General features: G+C 72.6%; 19 protein-coding genes and 1 pseudogene. 5 read left to right on the top strand and 15 right to left on the bottom strand.

Annotated features, from left to right (window positions below):
- Positions 1–14: 14 nt before the first annotated feature.
- The 6 genes from ACFY4A_RS01295 to ACFY4A_RS01320 all read right to left on the bottom strand — a co-directional run bounded on the left by ACFY4A_RS01295 (position 15) and on the right by ACFY4A_RS01320 (position 9,271).
- Positions 15–1,412, bottom strand: coding sequence for an FAD-dependent monooxygenase (locus ACFY4A_RS01295; RefSeq protein WP_390827335.1), 1,398 nt, complete (start codon positions 1,410–1,412; stop codon positions 15–17).
- Between the two features lie 26 nt (positions 1,413–1,438).
- Positions 1,439–2,614: an MAB_1171c family putative transporter gene (locus tag ACFY4A_RS01300; protein WP_390827336.1), complete on the bottom strand. Its 1,176-nt coding sequence runs from the start codon at positions 2,612–2,614 to the stop codon at positions 1,439–1,441.
- 544 nt (positions 2,615–3,158) lie between these two features.
- Positions 3,159–4,325, bottom strand: a complete 1,167-nt coding sequence (locus ACFY4A_RS01305; RefSeq protein WP_390827337.1) for an MAB_1171c family putative transporter — start codon at positions 4,323–4,325, stop codon at positions 3,159–3,161.
- The gene (locus ACFY4A_RS01310) at positions 4,322–4,828 is read right to left on the bottom strand and encodes a toxin (RefSeq protein ID WP_390827338.1); all 507 of its coding nucleotides are present in this window, start codon (positions 4,826–4,828) and stop codon (positions 4,322–4,324) included. The genes ACFY4A_RS01305 and ACFY4A_RS01310 overlap by 4 nt, the downstream gene beginning before the upstream one ends.
- A 104-nt stretch (positions 4,829–4,932) precedes the next feature.
- Positions 4,933–6,177, bottom strand: a complete 1,245-nt coding sequence (locus tag ACFY4A_RS01315) for a DUF6545 domain-containing protein (protein ID WP_390827339.1) — start codon at positions 6,175–6,177, stop codon at positions 4,933–4,935.
- A gap of 133 nt (positions 6,178–6,310) precedes the next feature.
- Complete coding sequence (locus ACFY4A_RS01320) at positions 6,311–9,271, bottom strand: beta-galactosidase (protein ID WP_390827340.1); 2,961 nt, start codon at positions 9,269–9,271, stop codon at positions 6,311–6,313.
- Between the two features lie 856 nt (positions 9,272–10,127).
- On the opposite strand from ACFY4A_RS01320, the gene ACFY4A_RS01325 reads away from it, so the two are divergent.
- Positions 10,128–11,006 (top strand): hypothetical protein, encoded by an 879-nt coding sequence (locus ACFY4A_RS01325; protein ID WP_390827341.1) that lies wholly within the window; start codon positions 10,128–10,130, stop codon positions 11,004–11,006.
- A gap of 68 nt (positions 11,007–11,074) precedes the next feature.
- On the opposite strand, the gene ACFY4A_RS01330 is transcribed toward ACFY4A_RS01325, so the two are convergent.
- Positions 11,075–11,524 carry a MarR family winged helix-turn-helix transcriptional regulator gene (locus ACFY4A_RS01330; RefSeq protein WP_390827342.1) on the bottom strand — a complete coding sequence of 150 codons (450 nt, stop codon included), beginning with the start codon at positions 11,522–11,524 and terminating at the stop codon, positions 11,075–11,077.
- Between the two features lie 87 nt (positions 11,525–11,611).
- Between ACFY4A_RS01330 and ACFY4A_RS01335 the strand changes: the two genes are divergently transcribed.
- Positions 11,612–12,610 (top strand): NADP-dependent oxidoreductase, encoded by a 999-nt coding sequence (locus ACFY4A_RS01335; protein ID WP_390827343.1) that lies wholly within the window; start codon positions 11,612–11,614, stop codon positions 12,608–12,610.
- Between the two features lie 118 nt (positions 12,611–12,728).
- A complete protein-coding gene (locus ACFY4A_RS01340; RefSeq protein ID WP_390827344.1) occupies positions 12,729–13,148 on the top strand; it encodes an organic hydroperoxide resistance protein in 420 nt (139 codons plus the stop codon).
- Positions 13,149–13,335: 187 nt separating this feature from the next.
- On the opposite strand, the pseudogene ACFY4A_RS01345 reads toward ACFY4A_RS01340, so the two are convergent.
- Positions 13,336–14,044 (bottom strand): annotated as a pseudogene (locus ACFY4A_RS01345) (serine hydrolase domain-containing protein).
- A gap of 206 nt (positions 14,045–14,250) precedes the next feature.
- Here ACFY4A_RS01345 and ACFY4A_RS01350 point away from each other — a divergent pair.
- On the top strand, positions 14,251–15,060 hold the full coding sequence (locus tag ACFY4A_RS01350) for an EI24 domain-containing protein (protein ID WP_390827345.1): 810 nt from the start codon (positions 14,251–14,253) through the stop codon (positions 15,058–15,060).
- A 185-nt stretch (positions 15,061–15,245) separates the two neighbouring features.
- On the opposite strand, the gene ACFY4A_RS01355 is transcribed toward ACFY4A_RS01350, so the two are convergent.
- Both ACFY4A_RS01355 and ACFY4A_RS01360 read right to left on the bottom strand, forming a co-directional pair.
- Positions 15,246–16,217: an aldose epimerase family protein gene (locus ACFY4A_RS01355; RefSeq protein WP_390827346.1), complete on the bottom strand. Its 972-nt coding sequence runs from the start codon at positions 16,215–16,217 to the stop codon at positions 15,246–15,248.
- A gap of 44 nt (positions 16,218–16,261) precedes the next feature.
- A complete protein-coding gene (locus tag ACFY4A_RS01360) occupies positions 16,262–17,167 on the bottom strand; it encodes an SGNH/GDSL hydrolase family protein (protein ID WP_390827347.1) in 906 nt (301 codons plus the stop codon).
- Between the two features lie 256 nt (positions 17,168–17,423).
- On the opposite strand from ACFY4A_RS01360, the gene ACFY4A_RS01365 reads away from it, so the two are divergent.
- Entirely contained in the window at positions 17,424–17,918 is a 495-nt protein-coding gene (locus tag ACFY4A_RS01365; RefSeq protein ID WP_141361221.1) for a DUF3145 domain-containing protein, read from the top strand.
- 150 nt (positions 17,919–18,068) lie between these two features.
- Here ACFY4A_RS01365 and fabF read toward each other — a convergent pair whose 3' ends face one another.
- The 5 genes from fabF to fasR all read right to left on the bottom strand — a co-directional run bounded on the left by fabF (position 18,069) and on the right by fasR (position 23,041).
- Positions 18,069–19,340 (bottom strand): beta-ketoacyl-ACP synthase II, encoded by a 1,272-nt coding sequence (gene fabF / locus ACFY4A_RS01370; RefSeq protein WP_390827348.1) that lies wholly within the window; start codon positions 19,338–19,340, stop codon positions 18,069–18,071.
- 86 nt (positions 19,341–19,426) lie between these two features.
- Positions 19,427–19,675, bottom strand: coding sequence for an acyl carrier protein (locus ACFY4A_RS01375; protein WP_003989952.1), 249 nt, complete (start codon positions 19,673–19,675; stop codon positions 19,427–19,429).
- 100 nt (positions 19,676–19,775) lie between these two features.
- Positions 19,776–20,807, bottom strand: coding sequence for a ketoacyl-ACP synthase III (locus ACFY4A_RS01380; RefSeq protein ID WP_390827349.1), 1,032 nt, complete (start codon positions 20,805–20,807; stop codon positions 19,776–19,778).
- Between the two features lie 21 nt (positions 20,808–20,828).
- Positions 20,829–21,746, bottom strand: a complete 918-nt coding sequence (locus ACFY4A_RS01385) for an ACP S-malonyltransferase (RefSeq protein WP_390827350.1) — start codon at positions 21,744–21,746, stop codon at positions 20,829–20,831.
- Positions 21,747–21,835: 89 nt separating this feature from the next.
- Positions 21,836–23,041, bottom strand: a complete 1,206-nt coding sequence (gene fasR, locus ACFY4A_RS01390; RefSeq protein WP_390827351.1) for a fatty acid biosynthesis transcriptional regulator FasR — start codon at positions 23,039–23,041, stop codon at positions 21,836–21,838.
- Positions 23,042–23,087: the final 46 nt, after the last annotated feature.

Here is a 23,087-nt window from a genome sequence, read left to right on the forward strand (position 1 = left end):
CCGGTCGGGCCGGGTCAGGTATTCGTCCGGTCCAGTTCTTCCAGGATCTTGCGCTCGGCCGGGGTCAGCGGGGGGCCCGCCAGCGGGGGGAGCAGAGGGCCGTTCAGGACGTCGAGGAGGGTGTCGGGGCGGAGGAGGCGCTGCGGCCCGGTGCGGAGGCTGGTGACCTCCCAGAGCGCGGCCGCGGCGCGGTAGGAGCCGGTGGCGGCCCTCGTCAGACGACGGCTGTAGGAGGTGACCAGGCGGTCGGCGGGTCCGGGCCGGGCGCCGCGGCTGTGCGGGTACCAGACGTCCTGGCCGACCGCGGCCGCCCAGGCCGCGTCGACCGGGCGGGCGGCGCCGCGCTGCACACGGCGGGCGAGACCGGGCGCGTCCGGGCCGGAGCGGTGCAGCGCATCGCGCAGCAGCCGGGCACCGAGCGCGGCCACCGACATGCCCTGCCCGTAGGCCGGGTTGTAGGTGGCCACCGCGTCGCCGAGCGCCACGAAGCCCTCCGGCCACTGCGGCAGCTTCTCCAGGAAGCGGCGCGCGTTGCTGGTGCTGCGGCTGATGTGCACATCGGTGAGGGGCTCGGCGCCGGAGACGAGCCGGCCGACGATGGGGGACGGCAGATCGAGGGCGTAGCGCAGGAACCCGTCGGGGTCCGCCGGCGGCTCACCGCCCCGCGAACCGGCGAGGCTGACCATCCAGCGGTCGCCCTCGATCGGCAGCACCATGCCGCTGCGGCCCGGCCGGCCCACGTACGGGTCGGCCTGCACCATCGTCAGCGGGAACTGCTCGGCGCCGGCGGGCGTGCGGTACACGCGCGTGGCGTTGACCAGCCCGGCGTCCACGCCGCGCTCCCGCACCCCGGAGATCCCGAGTTCCCCGAGCCAGGTCACCACCCGCGACCCGCGCCCGCTCGCGTCGACCACGAAGTCCGCGGCCAGCACCTCCTCCGCCGCGGGGGTGGCGATGCGTACACCGCGCACGCGCCGCGCGTCGCCCACCAGGCCGACCGCCTGTGCCTTGCGGATCACCGTCTGGGTGTGGGCGAGGACGGTGGAGCGGACCGTGAAGTCCAGCAGGGCGCGGGTGCAGCTGAGCATCCGCGGCCCGTCGTGCCGCCAGCGCCGCAGCCAGCCTTCGGGGGTCAGGGCCACCATGCCCTGGCCCAGCGGTATCTCCCGGGCGCCCGCGGCCAGCAGCCGCTGCCGTACGCTCCCGCCCGGCATCAGCTCCTCCATGGCGGCCAGGCCACCGGCCATGAGCAGATGGGCGTGGCGCCCCTGTGGCAGCCCACGGCGGTGGTCCGGCCCCTCGGGCAGGTCGTCGCGGTCCACTACGACCACGTCGTCCACGACGTCGGACAGCACCGCCGCGGCCAGCATGCCGGCCAGTCCGGCACCGATGACGACAGCTCTACGGGGCATGGGGCTCCTCGGAGTCGGCCATGGGCTCAGCCATGGGAGGTCCTCACCGTTCCTGCTCGTACGGCGGTTTCGGCGGATGTGCGGACCAGCGCCTGCGCCAGTTCCACAAGGCCGCTGGTTCCGGACACCTCCGTGGCGTGGAGGCGGTATCGGCTCGGCGCCGCGAGCGGCTCCTCGCGGGCGGCGGCGCGGCGCGCGGCGTCGGCGAGCATCGCCGCCTCCGCCGCGATCCGCGCCTCGTGCGCGCCGCGGCCCGCGCGCCGGGCTGCGGCCAGCGCCCGCTCGCGGACCTCGTCGTCGAAGTACGGGGCGAGGCCCAGCAGCGCGTCGTGGATGGACACCTCGCGCCACTGCAGGCGCGCCAGCGGCAGCTGCCACCAGGGGCTCGGCGGCTTGGGCCCGGTGGACACGAACCGCACCCGCGACCACAGCGGGCCCAGCCGCCGGTGATCGCGCAGGCCGCGCGCCTGGGCGAGGGCCGCCGGGAGCAGCCTGGGCAGCACGAAGCCCGCCGAGCACAGCAGCGCGGCGAGCGAGGCCATCGGCGGGGCGACCTTCGTGGACAGCACGTCCAGGTCGTGCCCCGTCCAACGCGCCACGACCGCCGTGTACTTGGTCAGCTGGAAGCCCACCACGTCCAGTGCCGAGCCGGCCAGGATCAGCCGCAGCCCGGCCCGCAGCAGCCCGGTGACCTCGCGGCTCCACTTGACGCACAGCGCGCAGGCCGCAAGCGTCGCCGCGCTGTGCCCGAGCAGGTAGAGCAGGATCATCTCGCGCATGTACGGCGTGTTGGCGTAGTAGGTGTCCAGGTCGGTGAGCCGCTCGGTGCGGGCGTCGCCCAGCGCGAACAGCACGACGATGACGACGACCAGCGAAGCGTAGGCGGCGATGCTGCGCAGCACCGTGCGCCGTACCCGCTCGCGCGGGCCGCCCCGCCAGTTGATCAGCAGGATGAGCAGCGAGCAGCTGTACGCGGAGAGCATCCCGTAGGTCAGCGGGGCACCGAAGTTGGGGATGCCGGTGAGGTCGTTGACGGTGGCCAGGGTCAGCGGCGCCGAGCAGACGAAGACCAACGAGCCGAGGACGATCGCCGCGCAGGTGGACATGGTCAGCGGGTTCCGTACCGCGATGCGCGGCCGCCGCAGCAGCACGATGGCGGACAGCCCGAAGATCCCGGCCGCCAGATAGACGACAAGACTCACACCGGCCACCTCCCCGCACGCCCGACCGGCCCGAGGCCCCTCCCACCCCGAACACCCTCTGCCGCACCGGCCCCACGGACGACCAACCGGGGCGCGGGGGACGGGTGCCGGGTGGTTGCGCGCGGGCCGGTGCGGTGGGTGGTCGGCGGCTGCGCGGCGGCCGGGTTCGGGGTGGTCCCGTGCGTGCTGGGTGGCGGTGCTGTCGCTCCGCGTGTGGCGGTCCCGCGGGGGACGGCCCCACGGGCGGCCTTCCGTGGCGCGGCGGCCGGGTGCGCGGGGGACGGGTGCCGGGTGGTCCCACGCTTGCTGGACGGCGAGTGAGCGGCGGCCGGGTGCCGGTTCGGCACCCGCTGGCCGCGCGGCGGTGCTGTTGTTCCCTGTGCGGCGATTCCGCGCGGGCCGGTCCGGTGGGCGGTCGGTGGCTGTGCAATCGGCGGGTGTGCCGCCGAACCGCGTGCGGTGGCTGCGGGTGCGGTCGTCGTGTGGGCCGTGGGCGCGGCTGCGGGAGTTTCCTGCGGCGGTCGTCGGGCCGCCCGGGAGTCGGTCATGGCGTGGTCGTGGGGGTCGTGCCGCTGGGGACGCGGGTGGCCGTCGCGGGTGCCGGTGCGGCCAGCGCGTCGGCCACGCGGACCAGCGCGGCCGGGCCCGGCACCCGGACGGTCAGCCGGCCCGCCTCGCCGGGCAGCGGCCCGCCGGGCTCGCGCACGGCGGCGGTGATGACCGCCGCCCACGCGGCGGCCTCGGCGCGCTCGGTGTCACCGGTCGCCCCCAGCACCGCCTCGTGGGTCCGCTCGTACAGGGACCGGTCGAAGGACGCGTCCAGATAGCTGAGCGCGTTGTGGATGCTGGTCTGACGCCACATCAGCCGCGTGGTGGGCGTGGCCCAGCGCGGCCGCGGCAGCCGCAGGCAGCGGCGGGTGAGCAGGTCGTCCAGCTCGCGCTCCAGCGGTTCCAGTCGCGCGTACGCCAGCCAGGACCGCCGCCACTCGGTGAGGCGGGGCCCGGCCAGCGGCACCAGGATGCCCGCCGACGTCAGCAGGGCACCCACCCCGGCGGCGGCCGGCGAGACGTTCGTGCTGAGCCCCGACCAGTCCCGCCCGCACCAGCGGGCGATCACGGCGACGAGCTTGGTCATGCTGTACCCGCCGGCGCACAGCGACCCCACCCCCAGGACCACCAGCCCCGCGCGCAGCCAGCCGGCCACCTCGCGCGCCCAGCGCAGCGCGGACACCGTGGTGACGCTGACGGCGCAGAGGTGCCCCACCAGGTACAGCACGATCATCTCGGCGACGAACGGCGTCGTCGCGTAGTAGGTGTCCAGGTCGGTCCGGCGCTCCACCGGCGCCTCGCCGAGCGCGAACGTGGTGGCGATGCCGACGAGCACCAGCGTGTAGGCGACCATCCAGCACCAGGCCACCCGGTGCACGTGCCCGCCGCCCCGCCAGTAGACGACGAGGACCTGGGAGGCCGCGCTGTAGGCGGTGATCGACGCGTACGTCAGCGGCGCGGCGAGATTCGGCACACCGCTGAGCCGGTTGATCGCGCCGACCGTCGGCGGGGCCCCGAGGAGGAAGCAGAAGCCGCCCAGGCCCAGCACCGCGCAGATCGCGCGCAGGTAGGGATCGCTGCGGTGGCGGGCCAGGTCCGGGGCCTTCACCGCCAGGCCCAGCCACAGCGCACCGCAGCTGACGTAGTTGATCAGACCGCTCATCTTCCCCGGGTCCCCCGGTAGTTGAGCGCCGCCCCGATGCGTCCGGCGAGGTCCTGCCCGTGGTCGGGGCCGTCGGTGAACACCGGGTCCGCAGACGCCTCCAGCCAGGCCCGCAGCCGACGGCCCATCAGCATGCCGAACCGGTCGGCCTCCTGTTCGTCGGCCATGCTGAAGTCGGTGCGTGCCGCGACCGGCCGGGGCGGGCCCGCGGCGGGCGCGGCGTCCGCGCCGGTCTGCCGCCGGCTCATGTGCCACACCTCGTGGCAGAAGATCACGATCTGGTGCCACACGGCGGCCCGCTGGTCGACGACGACCACGTCCTGGGTCTCGCCCTCCAGCCACAGCCCGCTGGCGGTGTGCGGCGGGAACACCTCCCGCCGGACGACGACCCGGCGGCCCCGCCAGGCGCTGACGGAGTCGACGAGCGCGGCCAACAGCACCTCCGGGTCGGCGGGGACCGGCACCCGGATGGGGTCGATGAGCGCGTCGGCGAGCCGCCGCATCTCCCTTTTCCTACGCACCATGCTCCCCCGTGGATCTCCCAGGCCTGCCCCCATCATCCTCGGGCCGCCCACGGTGGCGGAAGGTCCTTCGACCCTCACTCATCTCACTCATGAACGGGCACGCTCCCTGCCGGCGCGGCGGCCCTGATGCGTACCGAAGCGATGCGGTCGGGGTCGCGCAGGGCCCGGGAGACCGCGCCGATCCCGCGCAGCAGCTCCGTGGTGTCGCGGTCGCCGGCGGCGTCGTCCCGCGGCGCGCCCTCCCGCCTCTCCACGGCGTCCAGGACCGCCACAGCGGCGGCCAGCGGCTTCGCCGTCTCCGGCGCGAACCCCAGCTCCAGCGCGGTCTGGTAGGCCCGCCGGTGCAGTCCCTCGTCGATGCGGCGGGCCAGCCCCAGCAGCACATCGCGGATGAACGTCTCCCGCCGGGTCAGCCTGAGTTCCGGACCGCCCCGCGGCAGCGGCGCCGGGCCGCCGCCGTCGACGGTCCGCATCAGCAGGTACAGGGGCCGCAGTTCGTGGTGGGCGAGCCGGACGTGCCAGCGGTCGTGCAGGTACTGGCCGGCGTGCGGAAGGATGAAACCGACCGCGATCAGGATCGCCGACAGGCAGGCGACGGGCGGCGCCACGTCCGTGCTCAGCCAGTCCAGGTCGTGCCCGGTCCAACGGGCCCCCACGGCGGTCAGTTTGGCGGCGTCGAAGAGCAGGTTCAGGCCGTAGCCGACGCCCAGGGACTTCAGCCCGCAGCGCAGCCAGACGTCCAGCCCCTCGGTGCGCACCCAGTTCCAGATCACCCGGGACGTGATGAAGGCGGCGACGGCGTGCGCGAGCAGGTAGAGCAGGATCTCCTCGCGCATGAACGGGGTGCCGGTGTAGTACGTGTCCAGGTCCCGCAGCCGCTCCACGGGCACGTCGGCGAGGGCGAACAGCACCCACAGGGCGACGATCACCGCCGAGTAGACCGACACCACCCTGCGGATGGCGCGCCGGGTCGCGGCCGACCGGTCGGACAGCCCGGCCCGCCAGGCGATGATCAGCACAAGACAGGACGCGCAGAATGCGGTGAGCAGCGAATACACCCAGGGCGCCGCGATGTTCGGCACCCCCGTGATCCGGTTGGTCCAGCGGATCGTCGACGGCGCCACGAAGACGAACACCGCGCAGGCGAGGAGCAGCAGCCCGCCGACCGCGCGCAGCATCGGGTCCTGCCACAGCCGGATGATCGTGGGCAGTTTGATCACCAGGGCGGCGGTGAGCACGGCGGCCGCGATCCAGAAGGAGATGGAGGACTGCCCGGCCAGTACGGCGGGGTCCAGGGCGAGGCGGACCGGTCCGCCCGCTGAGTCCATCGGCACGCCCCTTCCGGCCCTCCGTCACGGGAGGGCCGTCCGAGCCTACGCGCCCGGAGTTGCCCGCGTCATGCGATCCGGCGACCGTCGACGCGCGCCCGCCAGGGACGGGGCGGGAACCCGTCCCGTCCAGTCACCGCCCGGGCGAGGGCAGCGGCGCCACCGGCACCCCGCCGGCCGCCGCGCCCAGCAGCGTCAGCCGCACCTGCCCGGGTCCCGACAGCGTGGTGAACTCCGACAGCACCGCCAGGGCCAGGGTGTTGGTGCCCCGGGTGCGCAGGATCCCGTTCGGCAGGACGAACGTGTGCTGCGGACCGACATCGTTGATGTACTGGCCCATGTTCCAGCCGTTGAGGAAGATCTGCGCGCGGTAGGAGCGGTACCGGTCGTCGTCCAGGGTGAGCCCTATAGAGGCGTCCACGCCCTGCTCCACGGCCAGCCGGAACGTGGTCCGGTACCACGTCACCCCCTGCCGCCGCGCCGCGCGCGGGAAGGTGACCGGCTCCCAGTCGCGGTCCGGGAAGCCCGGCAGGTGCCAGCCCTCCCGCTCCCCGTACAGCCCGCCGTTGTTCAGCGGTCCGCGCACCGGGTCGGGAGCGGCCTCGCCCTGGATCCGCCACCGCACCTTCGGCGCGCCCCCGGTGAAGGTGACCGCCGTCAGGCCGCGTGCCGCCTTGTGCGTGTCGCGCGCGGAGCCGTCCTGGTCGTGCTGCATCCGCCGCACCAGGACCGACAGCACGTGCCGGCCGGGCCCGCTCCGCGGTCCGGGCACCGGGAAGACCGCCGTGTCCGACCAACTTCCCTGCTGGAGGGTGCTGTTGTCGGGCACCGGCATTCGGTGGGTGCCCAGCGGCTCGCCGTCCAGCCAGGCCATCAGCAGCCCCTGTGTGCCGGTGCTGTAGGAGAGGGAGACCGATTCGACGCCGGTGGCGTCCGTGAACGTGCCGCGGTACCAGACGTCCCCGTAGTGGAAGCCGTAGTCGTCGGCGAACAGCACCGGCTGTCCCTTCGGCACGGGGGTCGTGCTGTACGAGGTCGTCAGGTCGGCGACCTTCCACGCCGAGTCGTCGAAGCCGGGACCGGACTCGGGGTTCTCGGTGCGCGTCCGCCAACCGCCGAGCGCGGGCAGCTTCACCTCGGGCACGCCCGGCAGCGGCGCATCGGCCCGCACGCTCTCCGAGCCGGTGGCCGACACCGGCACCGCGCGGCCGTTCCACGTCACACCGTCGATGCCCCGCGGACCCCACATCTCCAGCCCGGTCTCCTCGACGGTGTCGCCGGTGAGGTGCACCGTGGAGCCGCGCACGGTGGCGGTGCGCAGCAGTGCGGGGCCGTGGACCAGCAGGGAGCCCGACGGGGTGTCGTACGGCCACAGGCGCATCGAGGTCGCCTCGTCGGCGAAGAGCAGCAGCAGCGGACGGCCGTTCCCGTCGTCCTCCACCCGGATCCCGACCAGACCGCCGGCGCCGAGCGGGACGGTCAGGCGCAGCAGGCCCCGGTCGTAGGCGTACGCGGACTGCTGGCTCATCCGGGTGACCAGCGGCTCCTCGGGGGCCTCCAGCACCACGCGCGCCAAGTCGCCGTGGCGCCCGCAGAACACGGCGACGTCCTGCCGTCCCGCGGTGAGGAACAGCATCGGCTGCGCGGTGGAGTACCGCACTTTGCGCTGCCCCAGCGACAGCCCGGTGACCATCAGCCGGGCGTCCCGGGCCGGCACGGTCACCGGCAGGTCGGCGCCGGCCGCGCGCAGCGTGGAAGAGACCTCCTGGTCGCCGTCGTTGCGCAGGATGTGGACGTGGGCGCCGGTGTCAGGGTTCTTCAGGTGGTACGTCGTGAGCCCACGCACCTTCACGTCGGCCGCGCGGTCCAGCCTGGCGAAGTCGGGAACGCGCTGGAGCATGTGCCCGATCTGGTGCATCGGCACCAGTTTGTCGGTGGGCTGCCGGCCCTCGTCGAGGGCCGCCCCGTAGTCGTACGACGTGTAGACGACCGGCGCGGGCAGCCAGCCCCAGGAGGTGCCGCCGAAGGTCATGTACACGTTGTGGACGGTGATGCCGTTGGCGAGGTGGGTCAGGTAGAAGCGCCGCTCGTACGCCGCGTCCCGGGTGCGCCGCGACTCCGCGTACCCCTTGCCCTTGGACCAGGCGCCGCCCCACGGATCGAACCAGCCGCCGCCGGACTCCGGCATGAACCCGGGCGTGCGGGGACCGACGCTCGCTCCGCCGGTCCCGCCGCCGAAGTGCCCCCAGTCGGGCGGTGTCCGGTAGGGCGAGGGGTACCCGTCGAACCCGTACAGCCACCCCCGCTTCTCGCCGCCGGTGTCGAACGAGCCGGGGGTCCAGTGGCCGTTCCTGCCCTTGTCGTTGTGGAAGAGGGGGACGTCGATGCCGTCGGTGCGCACCTTCTTGTACAGGTGGGCCATGTAGGCGCGCCCGGTCGGCTCGTCCACGTGGGCGTCGTACTCGTTCTCGATCTGGTAGAGCAGGACCGTGCCGGTGCCCCGGGTGAACAGGTGCCGGACGACGATGGCATTGACGTGGCTCAGCCACTCGTCGACGTGCTTCAGGTACGTCGGGTCGGCGGTCCGCGCGGCGCCCTCGGTGGCGGTCAGCCAGCCGGGGAAGCCGCCGCCGTCGACCTCGGCGTTGATGTAGGGGCCGGGGCGCAGGATGACGTAGAGGCCGGTCTCGGCGGCCATGCGCAGGAACAGGTCGAGGTCCCGCACCCCGGTGAAGTCGTACCGTCCCGGGGCGGGGGAGTGATAGTTCCAGGCCACGTAGACGCTGACGGCGTTGTAGCCGTACGCGCGCATCTTCTGGAGCACGTCCCGCCACAGGGAGGGGCTCGGCAGCCGGAAGGGGTGCATCTCGCCCGACCACAGCACCAGTCGCCTGCCGTCGATCAGCAACGAGTAGTGGTCGAAGCCGACGCTGTGCCGCCGTCCGTCGGCGCTCGGCGGGGGCGGCGGCGGGCCCGTGGGCACGGAGCGCGCGGCGAAGGCCGACGGCGCCCCCGGCCCGCCGCTGCCGCCCAGGGCCAGTCCGAGCGCGGCGGTGCCCGCGAGGGCGCTGAATGAACGTCTGCTGAGCGCCAAGGGTGTGCCTCCGGGGCGATCTTACGGGGCGCGGGTTCCGCCATTCTGCACGGAAGCCAATCCGCACCACGCACGCACTCGGAACTCGGCGCGGTCGCACGACGCCGTACGGGGGCGCCGGACCCCCGCGGAAGAGGTGCCCCCGGCTCCGCCGCTACCGAACACTTGCCCAGTGCTCCACCCCCAGGGTGGAGGTGAAGGGCATCCTGCCCCCTGCGGCCCTCCGGGCCGCAGGGGGCACGGCTGAGATCGCGTCATCCGATGACGGATTTGTCGGATCTACCGCCGGACGGGCGGAAAGTGACGCCTGTGGAGGCCGCTGTAAGACCGATCTCCCCGGAGAGCGGCAAGGGCCGGTGAAGCAGGAACCCGAGGTGGCGCCCTAGTGTCCTGCGCCGGAAGTTCCTAGGTAGTTCGCACTGAGCCTCAGGCGGTCAACACGCCTGGTTGCTGGACCGGACCCAAACGCCGGTGCGAGACAGGATCTACCAACGGATTACTGGCGCAGGACACCAGCGGTGCGGACCGGAATCTCCTGCCGCCGGGCAGGAGAGGGCGTCAAGGGACCTCCGTGTGTGGCGGGCCCGGCGGGGATGGCCGGGCCCGTGGTCCTGGGGTGTCCGCGCGGGGGAGCACAGGCCGCTCAGGGATACGGAGACGGAGGCGGGGTTGTTCAACTCATGTGTGGGAAGTGTGGTTTCCGGATAGCCGCGGGCGGCGTGGAGTGGTGAAGGTGCCAAAGGGCCCGGCGGGTCACGGTTTCGACGAGCCTGTCGGTAGATTTTTCGATCCCGCACACAACCTTCACAGGCGCGCCTAGGAACCGCGCCCATCCGGAACTTACCCTTCCCGCGTCATGAACTACTGCCACCCGTGCCGACGGCACCTCAACGGCGCCCTCGCCTGCCCGGGGTGCGGCACCCCAGTGGAGACACTCCCCGTGTACGCGGAGGACCCGGGGGTGGGCGCGGATTCGGCGACCGTCCAAGTCCCGCAGGAGAGCACGGAGTCGTACCTCGACGAGGACCATGACGAGCACGGTGGGCGCGACGGGGACGGGGGCGACGACGGCCCTGCCGAGCCGGAGGGGCGGGCGGAGCCGCGCCGCTCGCGCGGCCGTGGACGTGGCCGGGGCGGAACTGCCGAGGCCGGTACGGGCGCCGAGGGCGCGGAGAGCGCCGGGGGCCGGGGCGCGAGCCGGCGGGACCGCAAGGCCGCGGCCCATCGCAGGCGCCGCCGCCGGGTCCTGCTGATGGCCGCCGGCTTCGTACTGGCGGGCGGTGGTCTGAGCCTGGCCGAACTCGGCGTCGACGCACCGGGCCTGCCGGGCTTCTCCCACCCCGAACCGGCGGCGGTCGGCGACGACGCGGAGGAGGGTGGCGCATCCCCCTCGGGCGCCGGCGGGACGGCCGGGCCGGCTGACGGCGCTCCGGGGACCGGCACGGGAACGGCCACGTCGGACGCCTCGAAGTCGGCCTCGCCCTCCGCCTCCGCGAAGGACGGGAAACCGAAACCGGACGCGAGCGACGCGAGCAGCCCCCGGCAGTCGGCCGAGGCGACGGCACAGGACGGCACGGCCGGGGGCGCGGACGGGCCGGGCGCGGCGGACCCGGCGACCCCGAAGGCATCCCCGCCCGCGGACTCCCCGACGCGGGACCCCGCCCCGCAGGCCCCTCAGCCGGACCCGGCCCCCACTCCGACCGGGTGCAACCGCTTCCTGTGGTGGTGCACGTAGGGCGCGATCCGCGGCCTGCGGGCCGCCCCGTCAGCGCCGGGCTGTACGGCCCGTGACGCCGGCCGCGGTCACCCGGGCTCCCCCTGGTCCACCATCCTCCGCAGCAGGTCCCGCAGCGCGAGCCGCTCCCCCTCGGAGAGGCCCGCCAGCGGCTCCCGGGCGAAGCGCAGCCCTTCCCGCAGCCCCCGGGCCACCCGCCGCCCCTCCTCCGTCGCCGCGGCCAGCTTCACCCGCCGGTCGCCCGGATCCGGCCGCCGCTCCACCAGCCCCCGCGTCTCCAGCCGGTCCACGATCCCGGTGACGTTCGACGGCTCGCACTTCAGCTTCTGCGCCAGCTTCCGCATCGGCAGCGGTTCCAGCGACAGCAGGCTCAGCAGCCGTGCCTGCGCCCCGGTCAGCGCGTGCTCCCCGGCGGCTTCCTCGTAGTCCTCGTAGAACCGGGCCACGACGTCCCCGATCAGTTCGACGACCTCCAGGGTCAGCGCGTCGGGTCGGCGGGTGTTCGGTGCGGCGGCCATGCGTCCAGCGTACCGGCTTACTTGACTTCATGAAATATTCAGGCGCATGGTTGTTTCATAAGCTGAAGTAACGGAGAGGCGCTTGTCGTGATCAACCGAGAATGGCACCTGCTCAGCCGCCCGGTCGGCTGGCCGAAGCCGGAGGACTTCGCCCTGGTCGAGGCCGAGATGCCGAAGCCGGGCGAGGGTCAGGTCCTCGTACGCAACGAGTACCTCTCCGTCGACCCTTATATGCGGGGAAGGATGAGCGCGGCCAAGTCGTACGCCGCGCCGTACGAACTGGGCAGGCCCATGCAGGGCGGCGCCGTCGGCGAGGTCGTCGCCTCCGAGGCCGAGGGGATCACCGTCGGCGACCACGTCCTCCACTTCAGTGGCTGGCGCGAGTACGCCGCCGTCAACGGCCGCAGCGCCGTCAAGGTCGACCCCGCGGCCGCGCCCCTGCCGGCGTACCTCGGTGTGCTGGGCATGACCGGGCTGACCGCCTACGCCGGTCTGCTGCGCACCGCCGCCTTCAAGGAGGGCGACGCCGTCTTCGTCTCCGGCGCGGCCGGCGCGGTCGGCGGCCAGGTCGGGCAGATCGCCAGGCTCAAGGGTGCCTCGCGGGTGATCGGCTCCGCAGGCTCCGACGCGAAGGTCCGGCTGCTGACCGAGGAGTACGGCTTCGACGCCGCCTTCAACTACAAGAACGGTCCGGTGGCCGAGCAGTTGAGGGCCGCCGCCCCGGACGGCATCGACGTCTACTTCGACAACGTCGGCGGCGAGCACCTCGAAGCCGCCGTCGGCTCCCTCAACGTGGGCGGCCGCATCGCGATCTGCGGAATGATCTCGGTCTACAACGACACCGAGCCCGCCCCCGGCCCGAGGAACCTCGCCCGGCTGATCCAGACCCGCGGCCGTATCGAGGGCTTCCTCGTCGGCGACCACTACGACCTCCAGCCCGAGTTCGTGCGGGAGGTCGGCGCCTGGGTGCGCTCGGGTGAACTGAAGTACCGCGAGACCGTCGTCGAGGGCGTCGAGAACACGCTCGAGGCCTTCCTCGGGGTGCTGCGCGGCGACAACACCGGGAAGATGATCGTCAAGCTGTGACCCCTCCCGACGGCCGTTCCCTGGAGTTTCGGTATGCGGTAACTTCTTTCCGGAACTCGAAACCGCCAGGTGCGACCGTGGGCGCGAGTCGCGGCGGACGAAGGAAGGAACGCACACCATGCCCATCCAGCAGTCCGACGTCCTGTACACCGCCGTCGCCACGGCCGAGAACGGCCGCGACGGCCGGGTCGCCACCGACGACGGCAAGCTCGACGTCGTCGTCAACCCGCCCAAGGAGATGGGCGGCAGCGGCGCCGGCACCAACCCGGAGCAGCTGTTCGCCGCCGGCTACAGCGCCTGCTTCCAGGGCGCCCTCGGCGTAGTGGCCCGCCAGGAGGGCGCTGACATCTCCGGCTCGACCGTCACCGCGAAGGTCGGCATCGGCAAGAACGAGGACGGGTTCGGGATCATCGTGGAGATCTCGGCGGACATCCCGAACGTCGACGCCGCCACGGCGAAGAGCCTCGTGGAGAAGGCCCACCAGGTGTGCCCGTACTCGAAGGCGACCCGGGGGAACATCACGGTGACGCTGGGCTGAGTCGACGGCTCGGTCGCCTGCGGGCGCTTTCAGCCGGTGTCGAGGGCCCGATCGTGCTCAGCGTTTCGCGCCTCCGCGGTCCCTCAAGCTCATAAGGAGCAGCGGGAACCCCATGTTCCCTCGACACCGGCGCGCCCTCCGGCTCCCTCGCGGCCGGCGTCTTGGGGTGCTGGACCTGAGTGGGCCCTCACCGTCGGTGGGGCCTGCGCCCCCGGAGGTCGGTCGGTACGGCGCCCTGGCGGTTGAACGCGATCGACGTCAGCGAGTGCGGTCCGCCGGGCCGCGGTCCAGCAGCTCCCGCTGCTCGGCGTTCGGGGCCATCGGCTGCGTGGGGCGGAAGACGGGGCTCCTGGGAGCCGGGCAGGCCCAGGAAGAAGTCCAGGCCGTAGGGGGCACGGACGCGCTCCTCGTGCAGGTCCTGGATCGTACGGCCGGTGGCACGGCGCACTATCTCGCCGGTGAGCGCGCCGATCACCAGGGCGTGGTAGCCGAAGCCGGTGCCGGGACGCCGGAACGGCCGCTGATCGGCGAGGCGTTCGGCGATCCCCCGGTCGTCGGCCAGCTCGGCGGGCGTGAAACCGCCGTCGGCGCCGACCAGGCCCGCACGGTGCGAGCATGTCCCGCAGGGTCAGCCCGCCCTTGCCCTCGGCCGCGAACTCGGGCCAGTAGTACGTCACTTTGCGGTCCAGCTCCAGGGTGCCGTCCTGGACGAGCAGCGCGACCACGAGGTGCGCGGCGCCCTTGGTCGACGAACACACCCCGTACAGCGAGCCGCCGCCGGTGCCGTCCGGTCCGGCCCACAGGTCGACCGCCCGCCTCCCGTGGACGTACGCGCACAACTGCCCCTCGCAGTCCGGCCGCTGAGCCGCCACGAACGCGGCGAACTCCTCCCGCACCGGTTCGTAGCCGTCGGCGACGGTGCCATGGATCCCCTGGATTGTCCGCTCTCCTCAACCTGACCGCTGCTCGCTGGCGACACAGTGGGTCCCGCCCATCGGTACGGCGGCGCCCGGCCGTTCGACTCAACGGGCCGCGCACCCGGAGAGCGAGTGGGCGCGCACCCGGAGGGCGGGCGGGCGCGGGCCCCGCATACAGTTTCCCCATGCGTGACCTCGGGGCCGGTTTCGCCCATCTCCTCAAAGGCCAGCGCTGGATGGCCCGGCACGGGAAGTCGTACCGCTTCGGACTGCTCCCGGGTCTGATCACGCTCGTGCTCTACGCGGCGGCGCTCACCGCGCTCGCGCTGTGGGGCGACGACGCGGTCACCTGGGCCACCCCCTTCGCCGACGGCTGGCCGGGTCCCTGGACCGGTCTCTTCCGCGGCCTGCTCACCGCCGTGCTGTTCGCCCTGGGGCTGCTCCTCGCCGTGGTCACGTTCACCGCGGTCACCCTCCTGATCGGCCAGCCCTTCTACGAGAGCCTGTCCGAGCAGGTGGACCGGGAGGTGTCGCCCGACGGCACGGCGCCCGAGTCCGGCCTGCCGCTCTGGCGCGATCTGTGGATCTCCGCCCGTGACAGCCTGCGCATCGTCGTGCGGGCCGCGCTGTGGGGCGTGCTGCTCTTCGCGCTGGGCTTCCTGCCGTTCGTCGGGCAGACGGTCGTGCCGGTGCTCGGCTTTTTCGTCACCGGCTTCTTCCTGACCGAGGAGCTCACCGCCGTCGCCCTCCAGCGCCGGGGCGTCGGACTGGGTGACCGTCTGGCCCTCCTGCGCTCCCGGAAGTTGCTGGTCTGGGGCTTCGGCGCCCCGCTCGGCCTGGCCTTCCTGGTGCCGTTCGTCGCGGTGTTCCTCATGCCGGGCGCGGTCGCGGGCGCGACCCTGCTCGCCCGCGAGCTGCTGGACGAGGAGACCGACGACGCGGTTGCTCCGGCACCGCGGACGACGCCGCAGTCGCAGTCGCCGGCACCCACCTGACGCGGGGCCGCGGCACAGTCGGCGAAGCCGCCGGTGTTTGTGAAGGGTTCGTACGGGATCGCGGCGCAGTGCCCGATCACCGGCTGCTTTCTCCCCCCGGCGGTTAACGTCTGGTCCGGGCCGAGTCTGCCCACCGCAGCCCCGGTCCGGGACCTGACCCCTGGGCCGGGGCCGGGCCGGTGCGCTCAGCGCGCCGAGAAGCCGTACACCGTCCGGGAGCGGAAGACCTCGCCCGGCCTGAGCTCGGTGCTCGGGAAGCCGGGGTGGTTGGGGGAGTCAGGGAAGTGCTGGGTCTCCAGGGCGATCCCGTCGCCCGGGGCGAAGGGGGCGGGGAGGTGGTCGCCGGTGTAGAGCTGGAGGCCCGGCTCGGTCGTCGCCACCGTCAGGACCCGGCCGGACGCCGGATCGTGCAGCTCGGCGACCTCCACCGGCTCGTCGGTGACGCCCTTGTCGAGGACCAGGTTGTGGTCGTAGCCGGAGCCCACCTTGCGCGTCCGCCGGAAGTCGAAGCGGGTGCCCGCCACCTCGTCGAGGGCACCGGTCGGGATCAGAGCCGCGTCCACCGGGGTGTACCGGGAGGCGTCGAGCCGCAGTTCGTGCCCGCCCGCGTCGCCGAAGCCGCCGAGGTTCCAGTACGAGTGGCTGGTGAGGTTGACGACGGTCGGCGCGTCCGTGACCGCCGTGCAGGCGATGTGCAGGGCGCCCGCCTCGTCCAGGGTGTACGTCACCGAGACCTCCAGGCGGCCCGGGAAGCCCTCCTCGCCGTGCGGGCTGATCCGGCTGAGCCGCACCCCGTGCTCGACCGGGGCCATCTCCCACATCCGCTTGTCGAAGCCGCCGTCCCCGCCGTGCAGCGAGTTGCCGCCCTCGTTCTGCTCCAGCGCGTACGTCCGGCCGTCCAGCGGGAAGCGGCCCCCGGCGATCCGGTTGGCGTACCGCCCGATCAGCGCGCCGAGGAACGGCTCGGGGTGGGCCAGGTAGCCGTCCAGGCCGGGGAAGCCCAGCACCACGTCCGCCGTGCGGCCGTCCCGGTCCGGGACCTCCACCGACTGCACGATCCCGCCGTACGACAGCACCCGTACCCGCACCCCGGCCCGCTCCAGCGTCCAGCGGTGCACCTCGGTGCCGTCGGCCAGCGTGCCGAAGAGTTCGCTCATGGGGGAACCCTAAGTCCTGTCGTCAGGGTGCCTTCAGGGGCTCTTCAGGGGGCTGTTCGGGGACTCTTCAGGGGGCTCTTCGCGGTGACGGTCCGGTAGGCGATCTCGGCGAGCCGGGCCTGACCGTCGCGGCTCGGGTGGAACCAGTCCCAGCGGCTCAGCTGGTCGGTGCCGAAGCGGTAGTCGAAGACCGCGTTGTTGTCGAAGCGGCAGCGGTGGTCCTTCGCGCAGACCTCCTTCAGCACCTCGTTGTACGCCCGCACCCGGGCCTGCACCGTGTCGCGCCGCTTGGTGGCGGCCGCGTCCAGCGCGTCGGCGTCGCCCAGCATGGACGGGCAGATGCCGAGCTTCCAGATCTGCTTGCCCAGTGCGTTCGTACGGCCCTCCGACCAGAGCCGCTTCAGGTCCGGCACGCTGGAGACGTACACCTGTGTCCTGGGCAGAGCCTGACGCAGTGTGTCCATCGCGGCCTGGAACTCGGCCCGGAAGACCGCCACCGGCGTCATCGCGTCCAGGGAGTCCCGGCAGGCGTCGTTCGCCCCGGCCATCACCGTCACCAGCTGCGGCTTCTTCCGTACGGCCTGCGCCATCTGGCTGTTCAGATCGGCCATCCGGGACCCGGTCACCGCGAAGTTCCAGCTGCGCTGGGCCGCCCCGGTCAACCCGAGCAGCCGCACCGCCAGGCTGTTGACCGACGCGTCGCTGCCCGTCGCCCAGGACGCCTCCGGGCAGTCCGTCAGCACCATGCAGGAGTCGAAGCCGCGGGTGATGGAATCGCCGACCGCGGCGATCGAGTCCGGGCTGGTGTCCCAGACGGGCGGCGGTGCCGCGGACGGGCGGGAGGCTCCGGCCTCGGCCTCCAGTCCGGCGGCGTTGCAGCCCGCGGTGGCCAGTACGGCCGCCGCCACGACGGCGTGAGCGGCCCGGGTACGGTGACGTCGTTTCCGCATGCCCTGGTGATCCCCTCGGTCGTCGTGAAGTGCTCCCCTCCATGAGAACGTGCGAGGGTTCCCGCCCCCACTCGAGTGGGCGGCTCGCACCCGTACAAGCGTCCCCCTGGGTGAATGGAGGGCGTTTCCTGGCACCGGGACCGACGGTACGTCACACTCCTCGCCCCGTCTCACGGTAGCCTCGCCATCAACGTGGCCTCAAACGCCACCGCTGTCCGCCCGCCCGCACCATGTCCCGCTCTGCCCGGAGGTCCCGGTGACGACACGTGGAGTTCTGTACGTGCACTCCGCGCCGCGCGCGCTGTGCCCGCACGTCGAGTGGGCCGTCGCCGGGGTGCTCGGTACGCGCGTCAGCCTGGACTGGATCCGGCAGCCCGCCGCGCCCGGCACCTGGCGCTCGGAGTTCTCCTGGCAGGGCCAGCCCGGCACCGCCTCCAAACTCGCCTCCGCGCTGCGCGGCTGGCAGCTGCTGCGTTTCGAGGTCACCGCCGAGCCCTGCCCCACCGCCGAGGGCGAGCGCTACAGCTGCACCCCCGACCTCGGCATCTTCCACGCCGTCACCGGCATCCACGGCGACATCCTCATCCCCGAGGACCGGCTGCGCGCCGCCCTGCTGCGCTCCCAGCGCGGCGAGACCGACCTCGAGGCCGAACTCGCCAAGCTCCTGGGCAAGCCCTGGGACGACGAGTTGGAGCCGTTCCGCTACGCAGGTGAAGGCGCCCCCGTGCGCTGGCTGCACCAGGTGGTCTGACGGCTTCGGGACCCGACCGCTCCCACCGATCCGAACGTTCCCGGATTCGACCGCTCCCACCGATCCGACCGCTTCCAGAACGACCGCTTGCAGAACCGAAGGGCCCCCACCGATCGGTGGGGGCCCTTCGGACATCCGCTGCCGGGGGTCTCAGACCGTCCGGAACGCCAACACCACGTTGTGCCCGCCGAAGCCGAACGAGTCGTTCAGAGCGGCGATGCGGCCCTCGGCGGGCAGCTTGCGCGCCTCCCCGCGGACCACGTCCGCGTTCGCCTCGGCCTCGGGGTCGATGTTCTCGACGTTGATGGTCGGCGGAGCCACCCGGTGGTACAGCGCCAGCACCGTCGCCACCGACTCCACACCGCCCGCGCCACCGAGCAGATGGCCGATCATCGACTTGGTCGCGGAGACCGCGAAGTGGTCGGCGTGGTCGCCGAAGACCTTGCGCAGCGCCTTCAGCTCGGCGATGTCACCCGCCGGCGTCGAGGTGGCGTGCGCGTTGACGTGCATGATCTCGGCCGGGTCCAGGTCGGTGCGGTCCAGCAGGTTCTGCAGGGCGTGCGAGATGCCCCGGCCCTCCGGCTCCGGCTGGACGATGTCGTGGGAGTCGGCGGAGATACCCTGGCCGACCGCCTCCGCGTAGACGCGGGCACCGCGCTTGGCGGCGTGCTCGGCGGACTCCAGGACGAGCACACCCGCGCCCTCGCCGAGGACGAAGCCGTCCCGGTCGACGTCGTAGGGGCGCGAGGCGCCCTCGGGGTCCTCGTTGTTCTTCGACATCGCCATCATGTTGCCGAACGCGGCGATGGGCAGCGGGTGGATCGCGGCCTCCGTACCGCCGGCGACGACGACGTCGGCACGGCCGGTGCGAATCATCTCGATGGCGTAACCGATGGCCTCGGCACCCGAGGCACACGCGGAGACCGGCGTGTGCACGCCCGCGCGGGCGCCCACGAGCAGGCCCACGTTGGCCGAGGGGCCGTTCGGCATCAGCATGGGGACGGTGTGCGGGGAGACGCGGCGGACGCCCTTCTCCTTCAGTACGTCGTACTGGTCCAGCAGGGTGGTCACCCCGCCGATGCCGGAGGCGACGACCGTGCCGAGCCGGTCCGGGTCGACGGTGCCGTCCTCACCGGCCTTGCCGGTGAAACCGGCGTCCTTCCAGGCCTCCTGGGCCGCGATCAGCGCGAACTGCGCGGATCGGTCCAGACGGCGAGCCTGCGGCCGCGGGATGACCTCGGTCGGCTCCACGGCCACCGGAGCCGCGATACGGACGGCCTGGTCGGCCGCCCACTCCTGGGTCAGGGGCTTCACACCGGACTTGCCGGCGACCAGGCCCTCCCAGGTGGAGGCTGCGTCGCCACCCAGCGGTGTGGTTGCGCCGATACCGGTGACGACCACGGTGCGATTGGTCGAGCTCACGGGAATTCTTTCTCCAACGGAACGAGGATTCGTACGGCGCCACCGCCGGGTGGCGGGGCAGTCAGCACAAGGCTGTGATCGGTCGATCAGCCCTGGTGCTTGAGGATGTAGTCGGTCGCGTCGCCGACCGTCTTGAGGTTCTTGACGTCCTCGTCGGGGATCTTGACGTCGAAGCGCTCTTCGGCGGCGACGACGACCTCGACCATGGACAGCGAGTCGACGTCCAGGTCGTCGGTGAAGGACTTGTCCAGCTGGACGTCCTCGACCGGGATCCCGGCGATCTCGTTCACGATCTCCGCGAGACCGGCGACGATCTCTTCCTGAGTGGCGGCCATGTCGGCGCTCCTTCGTAGATTTCCAGAGGGTGTTGCGCCCACCGCGTCAGCGGCAGGGGTGTGCGGTCCCGCACCGGAAGCATGATCCGGCACGGAGTGCCTAGGGGAGGGTAACGACCGTCGCGGCGTACACGAGACCCGCCCCGAAGCCGATGACGAGTGCGGTGTCGCCGCTCTTCGCCTCGCCGGTCGCCAGGAGCCGCTCCATCGCGAGCGGGATCGAGGCGGCCGAGGTGTTGCCGGTGGTGCGGATGTCACGGGCGACCGTGACGTGCTCCGGCAGCTTGAGCGTCTTCACCATCGAGTCGATGATCCGCACGTTGGCCTGGTGCGGGATGAAGACGTCCAGGTCGTCCGGGGTGATCCCGGCCGCGTCCAGCGCCTGCTGGGCGACCTTCGCCATCTCGAACACGGCCCAGCGGAACACCGCCTGGCCTTCCTGCGTGATCGCGGGGAACTTGACGTTGCCCTCGCTGTCGACGGGAAGCTCGGAGACGTCGCCGCTCCTGAAGCGGTCCCATGACACGGTCTGCTTGATGGTCTCGGCCTTGTCACCCTCCGAGCCCCACACGGTCGGGCCGATCGCGGGCTCCTGCGAGGGGCCGACCACGACCGCGCCGGCGCCGTCGCCGAAGAGGAAGGCCGTGGCCCGGTCCTCCAGGTCGGTCAGGTCGGAGAGCCGCTCCACGCCGATGACCAGCACGTACTCCGCCGAACCCTCGACGACCAGGCCCTTGGCCAGGGTGAGACCGTAGCCGAAGCCGGCGCAGCCCGCCGAGATGTCGAAGGCGGCCGCCTTGTCCGTGCCGAGCTTGTCCGCGATCTCGGTGGCGACGGCCGGGGTCTGGCTGAAGTGCGAGACCGTCGAGACGACCACGGCGCCGATCTGCGAGGCGTCGACCCCGGCGTCCGCGATCGCCTTGCCCGAGGCCTCGATCGACATCGCCGCGACGGTCTCCTCGGGCGACGCCCAGTGCCGGGTCTCGATGCCCGAGCGGGAGCGGATCCACTCGTCGGAGGAGTCGATCCTCTCCAGGATCACCTCGTTGGGCACCACCCGTGTGGGCCGGTAGCCGCCCACACCGAGGATGCGCGCGTACGGGGCACCCTTGCTGGGCTTGATCTTCGACATGCTCGTCGGCTCCTTAAGGCGTCAGGCGCTCGCGTGCTCGGCGATGAGCTCGCGGGCCGCGTCGAGGTCGTCGGGGGTCTTCAGCGCCAGCGTCTTCACGCCGGGCAGCGCGCGCCGGGCCAGACCGGTCAGCGTGCCGCCGGGGCACACCTCGATCAGGGCGGTGGCACCCAGCTCCTTGAAGGTCTCCATGCACAGGTCCCAGCGGACCGGGTTGGCGACCTGACCGACCAGCCGCTCGACGACCTCGCCGCCGCTGTGCACGGCCCGGCCGTCCTTGTTGGAGACGTAGGTGACCTTCGGGTCGGAGGGCGAGAGCGACTTGGTGGCCTCCGCCAGCTTCTCGACCGCGGGGCCCATGTGGTGCGTGTGGAAGGCGCCGGCCACCTTCAACGGGATGACCTTGCGCACGCCCTCGGGCATGTCCTCGTTCAGCGCGGCAAGCTGCTCCATGGTGCCGGCGGCGACGATCTGGCCGGCCCCGTTGACGTTCGCCGGGGTCAGGCCCAGCTTGCGCAGGTGCGCCGTGGACACGTCCGGGTCGCCGCCCAGCAGCGCCGACATCCCCGTCTCGGTGATCGCGGCGGCCTCGGCCATCGCCAGGCCCCGCCGGCGGACCAGGGTCAGCGCGGCGACGTCGTCCAGGACGCCCGCGAACGCGGCGGCGGTGATCTCGCCGACGCTGTGGCCCGCGACCACGTCCGCGACGGTGTCACCCAGTGCCGCGGCCGACAGGAGCCCGGCGGCGACCAGCAGCGGCTGGGCCACCGCGGTGTCGCGGATCGCGTCCGTGTCGGCCTGCGTGCCGTAGTGCACGAGGTCCAGGCCGATGGCGTCGGACCAGGCGGCCACACGGTCGGCGGCGCCGGGCAGTTCGAGCCAGGGAGTCAGAAAGCCGGGCGTCTGGGCGCCTTGGCCGGGAGCGACGAGTACGAGCACTCTCACACTCTCTCTTGGGGACGGCTGCGGCCGCCCGTGGGGACAGGGACGAAGAACAGGAAGGGGTTTTGTGGGCCCTCGACAAAAGCCTAGGCCTGGGGATCTCCATCGGCCAGACGCCCAAGGATCAGTGCGATCCGCAGGGTGAACGCGGATCGTACATCGGAGGGTGACCAACCGGTGACGTCAGTCACACGTCGGAGCCGGTAGCGCACGGTGTTCGGGTGAACGAAGAGCATCCTGGCCGCGCCTTCCAGACTGCTCGCCTGTTCCAGATAGACGCTGAGCGTTTCCAGCAGTGCGGAGCCGGCCTCCTCCAACGGTCTGTAGATCTCCTCTACCAACTGCTCGCGCGCGCCCGGGTCACCGGCGATGGCGCGCTCCGGCAGCAGATCGTCCGCCAGTACCGGCCGCGGCGCGTCCTGCCAGGCCGAACACGCCTTCAGCCCGGCCGCGGCGGCCTGCGCGGACCGGGTCGCGGCCAGCAGGTCCGGCACGACCGGCCCGGCGACGACCGGCCCGGCGGCGAAGGGCCCGATCAGCGACTTGGCCACCGCCAGCGGGTTGTCGCTCCCGCCCGCGATCACGACCAGCCGGTCCCCGAGTACCCCCGTGAGCACTTGGAGTTTGGCGTGCCGGGCGGCCCGCCGGATGGCCTCCACGGTCAGCTCGGAATCCCCGTCGGGCGCGGTCCCGAGCACCACGCACACGTGTTCGGGGGAGTTCCAGCCCAGGGCGGCGGCCCGCGACACGGCCCCCTCGTCGGCCTCCCCGCTGAGTACCGCGTTGACGACCAGGGACTCCAGCCGGGCGTCCCAGGCACCGCGTGCCTCGGCGGCCTGCGCGTAGACCTGCGCGGTGGCGAAGGCGATCTCGCGGGCGTAGACGAGCAGCGCCTCCCGGAGCACGGACTCGTCCCCCGGCGCCGCCACCTCGTCGATGGCCGTCTCCATGACCTCGATCGTGGTGCGCACCATCTCCACGGTCTGCCGCAGCGTGATCGCCCGCGTCAGCTCGCGCGGCGCGGTCCCGAACACATCGGTGGAGATCGCCTGGGGCGCGTCCGGGTGCCGGAACCACTCGGTGAAGGCGGCGATGCCCGCCTGGGCGACCAGCCCGATCCACGAACGGTTCTCCGGGGGCATCGCCCGGTACCACGGCAGCGTCTCGTCCATCCGTGCGATCGCCTGCGCGGCCAGGGACCCGGAGGACTTCTCCAGTCTCTTCAGGGTCGCGACGTGCGGATGGAGGGAGTGGGCTGCGGCTTCGGCCTGGCGGGATTCGGGTTCGGGCACGGGGACAAGACTGCCTCATCCGGACGTGCGTGCGTGCCGCCGGGTC

Source organism: Streptomyces sp. NPDC001292, assembly GCF_042896465.1.
GTDB lineage: Bacteria > Actinomycetota > Actinomycetes > Streptomycetales > Streptomycetaceae > Streptomyces.

Bases quoted from the DNA above. Each gene is read 5' to 3' on its own strand.
- ACFY4A_RS01295 (WP_390827335.1), bottom strand. From the start codon at position 1,412: ATGCCCCGTAGAGCTGTCGTCATCGGTGCCGGACTGGCCGGCATGCTG.
- ACFY4A_RS01305 (WP_390827337.1), bottom strand. From the start codon at position 4,325: ATGAGCGGTCTGATCAACTACGTCAGCTGCGGTGCGCTGTGGCTGGGC.
- ACFY4A_RS01310 (WP_390827338.1), bottom strand. From the start codon at position 4,828: ATGCGGCGGCTCGCCGACGCGCTCATCGACCCCATCCGGGTGCCGGTC.
- ACFY4A_RS01315 (WP_390827339.1), bottom strand. From the start codon at position 6,177: ATGGACTCAGCGGGCGGACCGGTCCGCCTCGCCCTGGACCCCGCCGTA.
- ACFY4A_RS01325 (WP_390827341.1), top strand. From the start codon at position 10,128: ATGAACTACTGCCACCCGTGCCGACGGCACCTCAACGGCGCCCTCGCC.
- ACFY4A_RS01330 (WP_390827342.1), bottom strand. From the start codon at position 11,524: ATGGCCGCCGCACCGAACACCCGCCGACCCGACGCGCTGACCCTGGAG.
- ACFY4A_RS01340 (WP_390827344.1), top strand. From the start codon at position 12,729: ATGCCCATCCAGCAGTCCGACGTCCTGTACACCGCCGTCGCCACGGCC.
- ACFY4A_RS01350 (WP_390827345.1), top strand. From the start codon at position 14,251: ATGCGTGACCTCGGGGCCGGTTTCGCCCATCTCCTCAAAGGCCAGCGC.
- ACFY4A_RS01355 (WP_390827346.1), bottom strand. From the start codon at position 16,217: ATGAGCGAACTCTTCGGCACGCTGGCCGACGGCACCGAGGTGCACCGC.
- ACFY4A_RS01360 (WP_390827347.1), bottom strand. From the start codon at position 17,167: ATGCGGAAACGACGTCACCGTACCCGGGCCGCTCACGCCGTCGTGGCG.
- ACFY4A_RS01375 (WP_003989952.1), bottom strand. From the start codon at position 19,675: ATGGCCGCCACTCAGGAAGAGATCGTCGCCGGTCTCGCGGAGATCGTG.
- ACFY4A_RS01380 (WP_390827349.1), bottom strand. From the start codon at position 20,807: ATGTCGAAGATCAAGCCCAGCAAGGGTGCCCCGTACGCGCGCATCCTC.